Raw genomic sequence first — 13,647 nt, 5'->3', positions numbered from 1 at the left:
TTTAACTTTTTTATTTAACGCCCACCGAAAATCCCGCTGCGGTTTTATTGAGCCAGCCTCGTATGCGCTTACTGAGTTTGTTTTCATCTTGTTGCCGGTTAAAGGCCATTCTGGGCATGCGTACCTGTTGATACTGGCCACGCGGCAAGGGCTTGCTGGCGCGCATGCGCTGTTGCGCATAGGCTGACGCCTGTCGGCCATCGGTGAAATAAAGATCTAATATAGGGAACGTCAGCTTGGCCAGCAGGCTGTTGATTTGTTGCCCGGCAATATTGTTTTCGGCATTGACCAAGGCCAAGCCGCGTATTTGTTTTAATTGATTTTTATCGCTAATTTGGCTGGCGTAGGCAATCAGCCGATTGGCACTGCTACCCTCACCCAAGAGCACCATATTGTATATGCCCTTGCTGTTTAAAAAGCTAATGGCGGCGGCAATATGCTGCTGCGCCGTCGTGTCCGCCGCTGCACCACTATCATCGGCTGCAGGCAGCGGTGGCATGCTTAACATTAGCGTGTGCCAGCGGTTGTTAGCCAAGGTTTGTTGCAGGTTGTAGAGCCGATTACGGCGGGTGATAGCCTGATCGTGGCGGGGTAATAAAATAACCCCGCCGCGGGCTTCGCCAGAGTAATCTGGGCTGTATAGGCTAAGCACTTTTTGGCCGGCAACCTCCAGCCACAGCACCTGCTCGGGGGGTAAGTCTTTGGCTAGTAAGCTGGGATTATTGTGGCTGCTAAATTGTGCCTTTGGCTGAGTCTGCGTTTGAGACTGTCCTGTTTCGCTATCGTCTTCTGTGGCGGCTGGCTCATCTTGGCTATAGGCCGCGCCGCTGAGCAGCCATAGGCTCAGGGCAAGTACTATCGATGTGGTGCTTCGTTGCGTCATCTATGGGGCATTTATTTTGTTGAATTCAGCCTAGCCTGCTGAATCGCAGCTAGTATTTCAGTAAGATAGCGGCCAAAGTGCCTAAACCTAGAGTTCGGATTGTATTATGAGAGATTATCAAATAGCACCCTCTATTCTTGCCGCAGACTTTGCCCGCCTAGGGGAAGAGGTCGACAACGTTATTGCCGCTGGAGCCGATATCGTACATTTTGACGTGATGGATAACCACTACGTACCCAATCTCACCATAGGCCCCATGGTGTGCGAGGCTCTGCGCAAACACGGCGTTACCGCACCTATAGACGTACATTTAATGGTAAGCCCAGTGGATAGCTTAATCGCCAGCTTTGCCAAGGCCGGTGCCAGCTATATTACCTTTCACCCCGATGCCTCCACCCATGTAGATCGCTCTTTGCAAATGATACGCGAAGCCGGTTGCAAGGCAGGTTTGGTATTAAACCCAGCTATGGGTTTAGAGCCACTTAAATATGTGATGGATAAACTGGATATGATTTTGCTGATGTCGGTGAACCCCGGTTTTGGCGGCCAGAAGTTTATCCCCTCCACTATCGATAAAGTGCGAGAAGTGCGCGCCTTAATTGATGCCAGTGGTTTTGATATACGCTTAGAAGTCGACGGTGGAATTTCTGCCAGCAACATCGCTGAAATCGCCGCCGCCGGTGCCGACACTTTTGTGGCCGGCTCAGCCATTTTTAATCAGCCCGATTATAAAAAAGTCATAGACGAGATGCGCGCCCAGTTAGCCACTGTGTAGCGCGTTATGACTCAAAAACTCAGCGCATTATTAGAGCAGCCGCTGCAAGGTTTGCTGTTTGATTTAGACGGCACGTTGTTAGATAGCGTGCCCGACTTATCGGTGGCGGTAGATGCTATGTTAGCGGCAGCCGCTTTACCGCTAGCTGGTGAGCAGCGAGTACGCACATGGGTGGGCAATGGCGCGAAAGTGTTAGTACAAAAAGCGCTGGCCTATGCCCACAACACGGATGTGTTAGCTGAAGCTGAATTACTGCATTATCAACAACAGTTTTTGCGTTTCTACCGCCAGTGCAGCGGCCAGCACAGCGCTTTATACCCAGATGTATTAGCCGCTTTACAATACTGGCAACGTCAAGGCATAGCCATGGCGGTAGTCACCAATAAGCCGGCTGAATTTATTCCCCATTTACTACAGCAGTTTCAACTACAAGAATTTTTTAGCAGCTGCGTAGGCGGCGATAGTTTAGCGCAACGCAAACCTCATCCCGCTCCCTTACTCCATGCCTGCGAAGCGCTAGGCTTAGCCGCGTCGCGTTGTGTAATGATAGGGGATTCATCTGTTGATGTGGCTGCTGCCAGAGCTGCGGCTATGCCGGTGGCTGGTGTTAGCTATGGCTATAATCAGGGCCAGCCTATAAGTGCTGCTAACCCTGATATAGTGGTGGACTCTTTGTTGGCGTTGTGTGGCTAGCTCGTGCGTCAGCTTTTATGCTCAGCTCTCTACTTTTGATTAACCATAATCTCTTGTTAACGGCAAAACAAAAAGTTTTTAATCAGTTCTTTACCGCCTTCGGTAGCAAAGGACTCGGGGTGAAACTGTATGCCGTAGATGGGGTGTTCGCGATGCTGTATGCCCATGATCTCAAAATCACCACCGGCGTGTATTAATGTCCGGTTTTCAAATTCATTGGCGGCTACGTTGCCGACTACAGCGGTAATTTGTAGGCAGTCGGGGATGCTTTCGGCTTCGGCCATTAGTGAGTGGTAACGCATCACTTCTAACTGGTCAGGTATATTGTAAAACATGCCTTTACCGTTGTGGGTGATGGGGCTAATTTTACCGTGCATAGGCACATGCGCTTTTACCACTTTACCGCCGAATACGTGGGTAATCCCCTGCATGCCTAGGCATACACCTAATAATGGGGTGTGTTGCCCCAGTTCGGTAATAACCTGTGCGCAAATGCCAAAGTAGGCCTCGTCGTCTGGCGAGCCTGGCCCCGGTGAAATAATAATGCGGTCGGGGTTGATTTTGCGTATTTCTTCTAAGCTAATTTGATCGTTACGCTTAACTATAATTTCAAAGTCGTCGATGTGGCCGCGATTTTTTTCGGAGCTGAGTATCTCGCCTATGTATTGATAGAGGTTGTAAGTAAAGGAGTCATAATTGTCGAGTATAAAAACTTTCATTATTTGGCCTCCTTTTGCGGCGTGGCAATAAATTTATCTAATACTTTTTTGGTGCCAGCGAACTTGCGGCGTATTTCTTCGTATTCATCTTCGGGGTTAGAATCGTATACATTGCCGCCGCAGGTTTGCACATAGGCTTGCTCGCCGTTGGCAAACACGGTGCGTATGGGTATGGCAAAGGTGCAGTCGCCGTTAAAGGAGAAGTGACCCACCGCACCACCGTAGGGGCCGCGCCCTTCGTTTTCTAGGTCGTTAATGATTTTCATGGCTTCAATTTTGGGTGCGCCGGTTAAGGTGCCCGCGGGGAAGTTGCTAGCCAGTGCGGAAAACATGTCTTCGCCTTCGGCAATAATGCCAACGATTTCGCTGGAGATATGCTGCACGTGGCTAAAGCGTTTGATGTCCATGAGGCTGCGTACTTTGACCGTACCGAACTGGGCGACCTTGCCTATATCGTTGCGGTGCAAGTCCACTATCATATTGTGCTCGGCGATTTCTTTGGGGTCGTTGAGCATGGCGCGGGCTAAGGCGGTATCTTCTTTTTCGGTGGCGCCGCGGGTGGTGGTGCCAGCCAAAGGGAAGGTTTCCATCTCACCCTGACGTAGGCGGAATAATAGCTCTGGGCTGGCGCCGATTAATTTTTGCTCGCCAAATTTTACATAGTACATTTGCGGTGAGGGGTTTTCTTCGCGCAGTTGCTCGTAAATGTTGATGGTGTCGCCTTCTAGGCGAAAGCGTTTTTTAAAGCCCACTTCGGTTTGAAATATTTTACCGTCGACTATATCTTGCTTAACTTTTAATACCGCGGCCTTGTGCTGCTCCTGGCTCATGGTCTCGTCTAAGGCGGTGATTTTTAATTCACCATTAATAACATCAGGCTCGGCGATTAAGGATTTAACCAGCGCTTCGCGGTTGCCGGTATCACTGCCTTGGTAATAAAAGTAAATCAGCTCGCCGGTCATTTTGTCTAAGATGAGGCCGTCTTTAAATACGCCAAAGCGGAAGGCGTCAAACAGTTCGCTGTCTTGAAGTTGCAGGCTGGGCTCAAAATAATTCATGCAGTGGTAGCTGAGGTAACCAGTAAGGCCGCCGGCATATTTACGGGATAAAATATTTTGCGGCACGATATCGCGCAGCAATTGGTAGGGGTTGTCGCTTTGGTAGTGCTCACTGCTGCCGTCGCGCTGCTCTATGCTTAGGGTGTTGCCGTTGGCATAAATGAGCTGCTCGGGGTCGAAGCCTATAATAGAGTGGCGCGCCATGTGGCTGTCTTCACCCAGTGACTCTAAGTAAAAACAGTGTTGATAGCGGCGCTCTATTTTTTTGAATAGGGCAAAAAAATCACAGTCCGCGGTAATGGTGATATAGCGGGGCTTTCTGGGCAGTGTGATGCTGTTGGGCTTGTTGGCCATAATCCTAACTCTAAATCTATAATGGTGTCGGTGGATACGGTGCTAGTGCTTAATCGCCTTTAAGGGCGCGAGAGCCTCGGGTGACAGTGGCTATGCCCACGCCTAGTTTCTCGGCGATTTGCCGCTGTGGCATACCTTGCTCCAGCAGCTTGAAAATTTGCAAGCGTTTGCTGATTTCACTGAGTTCCGAGGGGGTGAGAAGGCTGCGCAGGATTTGTTCCATGCGCGGGCTGTCGTCCGCGGTTAGCAGGTGAGCGATTAGTTCTTCTGTGTAGTTGCATTCTGTATCCATGTACTAGTACAATACCACAAATGCCTGAAAGATCAATAGCCGTCTACCTTTGATTAACGCTATGGTTGCAGGCCTACCCACTAACGTAAGGCTATAGGTGCCAGCAGATGGTAAATCGTTCATGTTGTTAATGATTGATAACTATGACTCCTTCACTTATAACGTGGTGCAGTACTTGGCCGAGTTAAAGGCTGAAGTGTATGTGGTGCATAACGACCAGATTACGGTGGCCGAGATAGCCGCGCTGCAGCCAGAAAAAATAGTGATATCCCCCGGCCCCTGCACCCCTAACGAGGCAGGTGTATCGCTGGCGGTGATAGAGGCCTTTGCAGGTAAAATCCCGCTGATGGGTATTTGCCTAGGGCATCAGGCTATAGGCCAAGTGTTTGGTGGTAATGTGGTGCCGGCCGCTGAGTTAATGCATGGCAAGACTTCTGCTATTTATCACAATGATAAGGGCGTGTTTGCCGGCTTGAGTAATCCCTTTCAGGCGACGCGCTATCACTCCCTAGTGCTGGATAAAAATAGCCTGCCCGATTGCTTAGAGGTCACCGCTTGGACGCAACATGCCGATGGCAGCCTCGCTGAAATTATGGGGCTTAGGCATAAAACCTTGGCGGTGCAGGGGGTGCAATTTCACCCCGAGTCTATATTGACGGAACACGGCCATCATTTATTAGCTAATTTTTTAGCAGGTTAACTTTTTAGAAAGTCGGCTTTCTAGAAAACCAATACCGATTGATTAACAGGAAATAACAATGGATATCAAGGCTGCTATAGGCGAAGTGATAGAAGGCCGTTCATTAACCACCGAGCAAATGACCACAGTCATGCGCCAAATCATGACTGGCCAGGCCACCGATGCGCAGATAGCCGCTTTACTGGTGAGCTTACGGGTGAAGGGCGAAACCGTTGAAGAAATTTGTGGCGCCGCTCAGGTTATGCGCGAGCTGGCTACGCCGGTGAGTGTTAGCGGTGATTACTTGGTGGATATCGTCGGCACCGGTGGCGACGGTTCCAGCCTATTTAATGTCTCTACCGCCAGCAGCTTTGTGGTGGCGGCAGCCGGTGGTCGAGTGGCCAAACACGGCAGCCGCTCGGTAAGCTCTAAAAGCGGTGCAGCCGATTTGTTAGAGGCGGCTGGCGTGCGACTAGATTTAAATGCTGAGCAAGTAGCTGAATGTGTTGCCCGTGCCAGCATAGGTTTTATGTTTGCGGTTAATCACCATGCAGCGATGAAATACGCGGTAGGCCCACGCAAAGAATTGGCCTTGCGTACGGTATTTAATTTACTGGGGCCGGTGACTAACCCCGCCGGTGTCCCCAATCAATTATTAGGCGTGTATAGCAAGGATTGGGTACGCCCCATGGCTGAGGTATTAAAAAATCTGGGCAGCCAGCATGTGTTGGTCGTCCACTCGGCTGATGGCTTGGATGAAATTAGCATCGCCGATGAAACCTATGTGGCAGAGTTACGCGATGGCGAAATTACCGAATACATCATTACCCCTGAGCAATTTGGCATAACCCGCGCCAGTTTAGATAGCTTAAAAGTAAGCGGCTCGGCAGAAAGCCTAGTGATAGTAAATGCCTTGTTGGCCGGTGAGCAAAGTGCTGCTGCCGACATAGTTGCCTTAAATGCCGGTGCCGCCTTGTATGCGGCCAATGTGGCAGACAACTTGGCGCAGGGAATAAAAGCCGCACAAGATGTTTTAAGTAGCGGTAAAGGTTTAGAGAAATTACATGAACTCGTGGCTCTAACTCGCGCCATGAAAGAAGGCGAGTAATTATATTATGAGTACAGGGATAAATACTCCAACCATCTTAAGAAAAATTGTTGCCCGCAAACGCGAAGAAATTGCTGAGCGTTCGCCTAAGACTACCATGGCGCAGTTGCAGGCCTTAGCTGCCGGGCAAGCACCTTGCCGCGGCTTTGTGAAGGCTATCGCTGCCAAGTTGGATGCAGGTTTATCGGGGGTGATCGCCGAGGCTAAAAAAGCCTCGCCTAGTAAAGGCGTGATACGGCCAAACTTTGACCCTGCGGCGATAGCTAAGAGCTACGAGCATGGCGGCGCGGCTTGTCTGTCGGTATTAACCGATGCCGATTTTTTCCAAGGTAGTGAAGAATACTTAATGCAGGCACGAGCCGCTTGTAGCCTGCCAGTAATACGCAAAGACTTTATTGTCGATCCCTACCAAGTGGTGGAGGCGCGCGCCATAGGTGCCGATTGCATTTTATTAATCGCCGCCTGCTTAGACGATATACAAATTGCCGAGCTTAATGCCGCAGCCCTAGAGCTGGGTATGGATGTATTAATCGAGGTGCATAATCGTGCAGAGCTAGATCGCACACTACCCGTAGGCAATACCTTAGTGGGTATTAACAACCGCGATTTAAATACTTTTGAAACGACTCTAGATACCACCTTCAACATGCTGCCGCATATCCCCGATGATCGCATAGTGATAACCGAAAGCAGCATACACACCGCTGCCGATGTAGCAGCCATGCGCGAGCATAAGGTGAATGCGTTTTTAGTGGGGGAGGCCTTTATGCGGGCGGATGACCCCGGCGCGAAACTAAAAGAGCTATTCTTCGAAGCGGAAAGCGGCAAGCTATAAGCTGCAAGCAAACAAAAAAGGCCAGCGTTTCACTAAACGCTGGCCTTTTTTGTTTTATATATTCAAAATTTCTTACAGCTTACAGCTTACAGCTTACAGCTTACAGCTTACAGCTTACAGCTTGGTTTTTAACGCGTCCCAAACACTACCATAGTCTTGCCCTTCACATTAACCAAACCCTGCTCTTCCAGCGTTTTTAATACTCGGCCAACCATTTCCCGTGAGCAGCCTACGATGCGACCTATCTCTTGGCGGGTGATTTTAATTTGCATGCCGTCGGGGTGGGTCATGGCGTCGGGTTGTTTGCATAGGTCTAGCAGGGTGCGCGCTACGCGGCCGGTAACATCTAAAAAGGCTAGGTCGCCGACCTTACGGGTGGTTTCCCGCAGGCGCTTGGCCATCTGCGTGCCTACCGCCAATAAAAATTCAGGGTTTTGCTCGCTGAGTTCGTGAAACTTGGCGTAGCTGATTTCCCCTACTTCACATTCGGTTTTGGCTCTTACCCAAGCACTGCGTGATTCTTGGTTATCAAACAGGCCCATCTCACCAAAGAAGTCACCCTTGTTGAGGTAGGCGACTATCATCTCTTTGCCTTCGTCATCTTCAATTAAGACGGTAACGGAGCCATCGATAATATAGTAAAGCGAATCGCTAGAATCGCCCGCATAGATAATTGTGCTTTTAGCGGGGTAGCGGCGTTTATGGCAATGGTTGAGAAAAAAATCAACATTTTCAATATGAGGAGTTAGGGCAACGCTGACCACGGGGGCACCTTCTTTCTTGCTGTAGTGACATTATTGTGGGCCTAAGTATGGCCGTAAATGGCTAGAATCGCTACAGTCTAAGGCAAAATGTGGCTGGCTACGGGCTATTTTTTATAAGAATGCAAGAATATGCTGTGCTAAACTCGCCATTTTTCGAATTTGATGAATCAGGTTGTGTAAATACTATGAAAGCAACAGTGAGCTGGGATGAGGGCGTTAGCTTTATCGCCGAGTCTGGGACTGGCCATAAGGTCACTATGGATGGCCCGCCAGATTTAGGCGGCCAAAACAAAGGTCCAAGGCCCATGGAAATGCTGATTATGGGCATGGGCGGCTGCGCCTCTTTTGATGTGCTCAGTATGCTTAAGAAATCGCGGCAAGACGTGCAGAGCTGCGTGGCTGAGTTGGAGGCCGAGAGGGCCGATGCCGTGCCTGCGGTATTCACCAAAATTCATATGAATTTTGTAGTGACGGGCCACAATTTAAAAGAAGCCCAGATCAAACGGGCGGTATCGCTATCGGCAGAAAAATACTGCTCGGCCTCTATTATGATGGAAGCGGCTGGGGTGGAAGTGACCCACAGCTATGAAGTTAAAGAAAGTTCCTAGTTGACAGTCGCTAGTCGCTAGGAAAAACTTTTAGAGACTAGAGACTAGAGACTAGAGACTAGAGACTAGAGACTAGAGACTAGAGACTAGAGACTAGCTACTTCTCTAGCCCTAGATAGCTGGCGATTTCGCCTATATCTGGCGCGCCTTCTTCGCTGCCGAAATAGCATACGTCTTCATGTTGCTCGTTTTCTATTAGGCCTACTACGCATTCAAACTTATGTTCTTGGCTTAGGCTGTAGAGAAAGTCTATGGGCTTTTTTAGGGTGAGCTTGCGATTAGTGTTTATGCGCAAACCTATAAAAGGCTGTTCGCCCTCTATATCTTTATAAACGGTTGCACTGCTGCGACTCTCTGTTAGCCATTCAGTGATAGCCGTTTCTATTGCCGCTAGCTGGGGGGCTATTTCCTCAGCAAAATCATGGCTATCTATTAAACAATATATTTCCATAGTCTTATCTATTCGCTTTTGCTTTTTAACTTTTAGTTATTGATCGCGCTTATAACTTGCAGCTTGCCGCTATCTAAACGGGCAAACCCGTTTAGATATAATAAGTCGTTTTAGTCATCAGTGATGAGGTGGCCGACATAAGGTTTTTTAGGGTATCGCTAAAATCCACACCGCCGGCGGCTAGCGCATTACTGCCGTGCAGCCTTTCGTCGATTAGCATGGCCTCTAAAATAGCGCGGCTGGCTTTGTCGTCGTCAGGCAGTAGCTGTAAATGGCTTTCTAAGTGATGGCATACCCGTTCTTCGGTGGCGGCGACAAACCCTAGGCTCCACTTATCCCCCGCTAAACCGGCTAATGCGCCTAGGCTAAAAGAGATGGCGTAAAATGCAGGGTTTAACAAGCTGGTATGGCTGCCTAGTTGTTGCAAACGCTGCTCGCACCACACCAAGTGGTCTATTTCTTCTTCAGCGGCGTGTTCCATTTCGGCCCGCACGTGTTCTAGCTTGGCGGTTAGTGCTTGGCCTTGGTATAGCGCTTGCGCGCATACTTCGCCGGTATGATTGATGCGCATTAGCCCGGCAATATGTTTGCGGGTGCTGGCATCAAAAGAATTAGGTTCGCATTTGTCTGCGGGATTTTTGCGTGTGGCGGTTGCCGCCGTAGGGATTAGCGTACGCAGCGCCTGATCGGCGTTAACAATCAATTTATCTAGGGGCGATAAAAGGCGCTGCATATTATTTCCTTGTTGTTATGGTTTAGCTATTTTCGCGGGCTATTTTTCACGAGCAATAGCTCGGTAGGCTATATCGTCGCGGTAAAAAACACCATCCCATTGGATTTGTTTAACTTGAGCATAGGCGGCAGCCTGTGCTTCGGTAACCGTATTGCCCAAAGCTGTAGCGCAAAGTACGCGGCCGCCGCTGGTAACGACTTGGCCGTTGTCTAACTTGGTGCCTGCGTGAAAAACTTTTTCGCTGTTGTTGCCTGCAGGTATGCCGCTAATGGCTTTGCCTTTTTGGTAGTCGGCGGGGTAGCCGCCAGCGGCTAGCACCACACCCACCGCAGCGCGGTTATCCCACTCGGCGGTGGTGTTATCCAATTGCTTATCTAGGGCAGCGTTACACAGTGCTACTAAGTCGCTTTGTAGGCGCAGCATAATGGGTTGCGTTTCTGGGTCGCCAAAGCGGCAGTTGTATTCAATCACTTTGGGTGTGCCATCGGCGGCTATCATTAAGCCTGCATATAAAAAGCCCGTGTAGTCGTTACCTTCGGCGGCCATGCCGGCGACGGTAGGTTCTATCACTTCTTTCATGATGCGGTTGTGTATCTCTGGTGTAACCACCGGTGCTGGTGAATAAGCACCCATGCCGCCAGTGTTAGGCCCGGTGTCGCCATTACCTACCCGCTTGTGATCTTGGCTAGTGGCCATGGCTAATACATTTTTACCATCTACTATCACGATAAAGCTAGCCTCTTCGCCTTCGAGAAACTCTTCAATCACCACGCGGTGGCCAGCTTCGCCAAAGGCGTTGCCCGCTAACATATCGCGTACAGCTTCTTCGGCTTCGTCTGTAGTCATGGCGACGATAACGCCTTTACCTGCGGCTAGGCCGTCGGCTTTGATGACTATGGGGGCGCCGTTTTTGTTGATGTAGGCTAGCGCCTCATCGATATCGGTAAAGGTTTGGTAGTAACCGGTGGGGATGTTGTGGCGCGCTAAAAAATCTTTAGTGAAGGCTTTAGAACCTTCTAATTGCGCCGCACCTTTGGAAGGGCCAAAACAGCGTAAGCCGCGATCTTGAAAATAATTCACCACGCCTTCTACTAATGGCGCTTCTGGGCCGACTATGGTTAAGCCGACCTTGTTTTGTTCGGCAAAGGTAGCTAGGCCAGCAAAGTCCATGGTGTCTATAGCGATGTTAGCGCATTTGGCTTCGGTGGCGGTACCGGCATTGCCGGGTGCTACGTATACAGTTTTTACGTCTGCTGATTGGGCTGCTTTCCACGCTAGGGCGTGCTCGCGGCCGCCGGAACCAATGATTAACACATTCATGTTTTGTCTCTACTGTTGTATGTCTTTTGTCATTCCCGCCGGGCGGGAGCCCAGTGTATGGTAACGGGTATGTTCTTGTCATGCCGGTGTAAGCCGGTAGCTATACTTTGCTGTCATTCTCACGCAGGCGGGAATAGCATGCTTAATTTTTTGTGTTCTTTACTATTAATGTGTAAATACTTTAGTAAAGGTTTCGCCCTTTTGGGCGAGTTCATTTTCTTTGATTCAAAAATGCTCTTCGCATTTTTTCACCCTTCGGGCGCCTTTGCAAAGCAGGCGTCCAAATTGCTTTGCAATTTGTGTCTTGCCCAAAGAAAGCAGAACCAAAAGAAAGGGCACCCCTAGTCCGTCGTCGGCTACGCCGATGCCCTGTGCTACTCAATTTTTAACGGTCGTTCCGGAACTCGCATTTTTTGATACTTAATCAAAAAATACTCAGACATCCGTCACTACTTCGTCCCGTTAAAAATCTCCGTTGCTCGGCGACTCCCAAGGGGAGTTTGGGTGCTCCGTCGATAGCTTGGTTGGGTGCCCAGTTAAAGTAAAGCTTTGCCAAAATTGGGGCTTTATTTTAAAAAATTTAAATGTCTGATTGATGCGACAAGCGTAATGAGCGAAGGCGGGGCTAGGCAAAAATTAGCGCAAGACCGGAGTTTGCTTTTGCAAATGAGGATCTTAAGCTGATTTTTAACGACGCCCTGCCGAGCGCAATAGCTTGTCGTATTAATCAGTGGCGGAAATGGCGCATACCGGTAAACACCATGGCCATGCCGGCTTCGTCAGCCGCCGCTATCACTTCGTCATCACGCATAGAGCCGCCGGGCTGTATTACTGCCGCTATTCCTGCTGCAGCGGCGTTGTCTATGCCGTCGCGGAAGGGGAAGAAGGCGTCGCTGGCCATAACTGAACCTTTAACGGTTAAGCCTGCGTGTTCGGCTTTGATGCCGGCAATGCGTGCGGAGTTAATGCGGCTCATTTGGCCTGCGCCTACACCTATGGTGCGGCCGCCGCTGCCGTAGATGATGGCGTTGGATTTAACAAACTTGGCCACTTTCCAGGCGAATAATAGGTCGCGGATTTCTTCTTTGCTAGGCTGGCGCTTGCTCACTACTTTTAAGTCGCCTTCGGTAATAGCACCTAGGTCGCGATCTTGAATTAATAAACCACCATTCACGCGTTTGTAGTCTAGGTCGGCTACCGGTGCTGACCACTCACCGCAGGCTAATAGGCGTACGTTTTTCTTTTCGGCAACAGCGGCTTCAGCTTCGGCGCTAATGCTAGGGGCGATAATCACTTCTACAAATTGACGCTCGCAAATAGCGGTGGCGGTGGCTGCATCTAACTCGCGGTTGAAGGCGATGATGCCGCCAAAAGCCGATTCGGTATCGGTAGCAAAAGCTAAGTCGTAGGCGGATAAAATGTCGTCGGCTACGGCAACACCACAGGGGTTAGCGTGTTTAACAATAACGCAGGCGGGCTGGTCAAATTGTTTAACACACTCAAGTGCGGCATCGGTGTCGGCGATGTTGTTGTAGGACAGCTCTTTACCTTGCAATTGGGTAGCGGTAGCAATGCATCCAGCTTGTGGATTCTTCTCTACATAAAAAGCGGATTTTTGATGCGAGTTTTCACCGTAGCGCAAGTCTTGTACTTTGTTGAACTGGCTGTTGTAAGTGCGCGGGAAGTCTTTGCTGCCACCGGGAACCAAGCGGCCAAAGTAGTTGGCGATAGCGCCGTCGTAAGCAGCGGTGTGCTCGTAGGCTTTAATGGCCAAGTCGAAGCGAGTAGCTTGCGAGGTGCAGCCGTTGTTGGCTTCCATCTCGGTAATAATGCTGGCGTAATCACCGGCGTTAACGACGATGTTTACAAAAGCATTATTTTTAGCTGCCGCACGCACCATGGTGGGGCCGCCTATATCGATGTTTTCTATGGCGTCTTCTAAAGAACAATCAGGATTGGCAACGGTTTGCTCGAAAGGGTAGAGGTTAACGATGACCATATCGATGGCGTTAATACCGTGCTCGGCCATGACGCTGTCGTCTTGGCCTCTACGGCCTAAGATGCCACCGTGGACTTTTGGATGTAGGGTTTTTACGCGGCCATCCATCATTTCGGGGAAGCCGGTGTAATCAGAAACTTCTATTGCCGGGATATTATTGGCGCATAGTAATTTGTAGGTGCCGCCGGTGGATAAAATCTCTACGCCTTGCTGGCTTAAGGATTGGGCAAATTCTACGATGCCTGACTTATCGGAGACGCTAATTAAAGCGCGTTTGATCGGAAGTAATGTTTGCTCGTTGCTCATATCGCTAGTCAAAACTCTTAGAGGTTAAAGGTTAGGGCGTGTAGAACTAAGGGGCTGCAATAAAAAAGGC

General features: G+C 49.7%; 15 protein-coding genes. 6 read left to right on the top strand and 9 right to left on the bottom strand.

All coding sequences use genetic code 11. The annotated features are described in order from the left end of the window. Positions 1 to 10 precede the first annotated feature (10 nt). Positions 11 to 883, bottom strand: a complete 873-nt coding sequence (locus tag B067_RS0101220; RefSeq protein WP_019528223.1) for a DUF3530 family protein — start codon at positions 881 to 883, stop codon at positions 11 to 13. A gap of 106 nt (positions 884 to 989) precedes the next feature. Between B067_RS0101220 and rpe the strand changes: the two genes are divergently transcribed. Both rpe and B067_RS0101210 read left to right on the top strand, forming a co-directional pair. Further along, positions 990 to 1,658, top strand: a complete 669-nt coding sequence (rpe, locus tag B067_RS0101215; protein WP_019528222.1) for a ribulose-phosphate 3-epimerase — start codon at positions 990 to 992, stop codon at positions 1,656 to 1,658. A gap of 6 nt (positions 1,659 to 1,664) precedes the next feature. After that, positions 1,665 to 2,351 carry a phosphoglycolate phosphatase gene (locus B067_RS0101210; RefSeq protein ID WP_019528221.1) on the top strand — a complete coding sequence of 229 codons (687 nt, stop codon included), beginning with the start codon at positions 1,665 to 1,667 and terminating at the stop codon, positions 2,349 to 2,351. Between the two features lie 56 nt (positions 2,352 to 2,407). Here B067_RS0101210 and B067_RS0101205 read toward each other — a convergent pair whose 3' ends face one another. Genes B067_RS0101205 through B067_RS0101195 form a run of 3 tightly spaced genes read right to left on the bottom strand, consistent with a single transcriptional unit; the run spans position 2,408 to position 4,774 of the window. Beyond that, complete coding sequence (locus tag B067_RS0101205) at positions 2,408 to 3,070, bottom strand: anthranilate synthase component II (RefSeq protein ID WP_019528220.1); 663 nt, start codon at positions 3,068 to 3,070, stop codon at positions 2,408 to 2,410. Further along, positions 3,070 to 4,482, bottom strand: a complete 1,413-nt coding sequence (locus tag B067_RS0101200) for an anthranilate synthase component I family protein (RefSeq protein WP_019528219.1) — start codon at positions 4,480 to 4,482, stop codon at positions 3,070 to 3,072. The genes B067_RS0101205 and B067_RS0101200 overlap by 1 nt, the downstream gene beginning before the upstream one ends. Positions 4,483 to 4,531: 49 nt before the next feature. Continuing rightward, positions 4,532 to 4,774, bottom strand: coding sequence for a Trp family transcriptional regulator (locus B067_RS0101195; RefSeq protein ID WP_019528218.1), 243 nt, complete (start codon positions 4,772 to 4,774; stop codon positions 4,532 to 4,534). A gap of 121 nt (positions 4,775 to 4,895) precedes the next feature. Here B067_RS0101195 and B067_RS0101190 point away from each other — a divergent pair, with 121 nt between their 5' ends. The 3 genes from B067_RS0101190 to trpC are packed head-to-tail and all read left to right on the top strand — an operon-like array spanning position 4,896 to position 7,396. Next, a complete protein-coding gene (locus tag B067_RS0101190) occupies positions 4,896 to 5,474 on the top strand; it encodes an anthranilate synthase component II (protein WP_019528217.1) in 579 nt (192 codons plus the stop codon). A gap of 58 nt (positions 5,475 to 5,532) precedes the next feature. After that, entirely contained in the window at positions 5,533 to 6,561 is a 1,029-nt protein-coding gene (gene trpD, locus B067_RS0101185) for an anthranilate phosphoribosyltransferase (protein ID WP_019528216.1), read from the top strand. 7 nt (positions 6,562 to 6,568) lie between these two features. After that, on the top strand, positions 6,569 to 7,396 hold the full coding sequence (gene trpC / locus B067_RS0101180) for an indole-3-glycerol phosphate synthase TrpC (protein ID WP_019528215.1): 828 nt from the start codon (positions 6,569 to 6,571) through the stop codon (positions 7,394 to 7,396). Positions 7,397 to 7,524: 128 nt separating this feature from the next. Here the strand turns inward: trpC and crp are convergent, their stop codons facing one another. Next, a complete protein-coding gene (gene crp, locus B067_RS0101175) occupies positions 7,525 to 8,160 on the bottom strand; it encodes a cAMP-activated global transcriptional regulator CRP (protein ID WP_019528214.1) in 636 nt (211 codons plus the stop codon). Between the two features lie 185 nt (positions 8,161 to 8,345). Between crp and B067_RS0101170 the strand changes: the two genes are divergently transcribed. After that, entirely contained in the window at positions 8,346 to 8,768 is a 423-nt protein-coding gene (locus B067_RS0101170) for an OsmC family protein (RefSeq protein ID WP_026244332.1), read from the top strand. 97 nt (positions 8,769 to 8,865) lie between these two features. Here the strand turns inward: B067_RS0101170 and B067_RS21110 are convergent, their stop codons facing one another. The 4 genes from B067_RS21110 to purH form a co-directional block, all read right to left on the bottom strand. Next, positions 8,866 to 9,219 (bottom strand): hypothetical protein, encoded by a 354-nt coding sequence (locus tag B067_RS21110; RefSeq protein ID WP_019528212.1) that lies wholly within the window; start codon positions 9,217 to 9,219, stop codon positions 8,866 to 8,868. Positions 9,220 to 9,310: 91 nt separating this feature from the next. Further along, on the bottom strand, positions 9,311 to 9,952 hold the full coding sequence (coq7, locus tag B067_RS0101160; protein ID WP_019528211.1) for a 2-polyprenyl-3-methyl-6-methoxy-1,4-benzoquinone monooxygenase: 642 nt from the start codon (positions 9,950 to 9,952) through the stop codon (positions 9,311 to 9,313). Positions 9,953 to 9,991: 39 nt separating this feature from the next. Beyond that, positions 9,992 to 11,272: a phosphoribosylamine--glycine ligase gene (gene purD, locus B067_RS0101155; protein ID WP_019528210.1), complete on the bottom strand. Its 1,281-nt coding sequence runs from the start codon at positions 11,270 to 11,272 to the stop codon at positions 9,992 to 9,994. Positions 11,273 to 11,999: 727 nt separating this feature from the next. Continuing rightward, entirely contained in the window at positions 12,000 to 13,577 is a 1,578-nt protein-coding gene (gene purH / locus B067_RS0101145; protein WP_019528208.1) for a bifunctional phosphoribosylaminoimidazolecarboxamide formyltransferase/IMP cyclohydrolase, read from the bottom strand. Between the last annotated feature and the right edge of the window lie 70 nt (positions 13,578 to 13,647).

It is taken from the genome of Dasania marina DSM 21967, assembly GCF_000373485.1.
Classification (GTDB): domain Bacteria; phylum Pseudomonadota; class Gammaproteobacteria; order Pseudomonadales; family Dasaniaceae; genus Dasania; species Dasania marina.
This window is presented reverse-complemented; position numbering and strand designations above follow the sequence as displayed.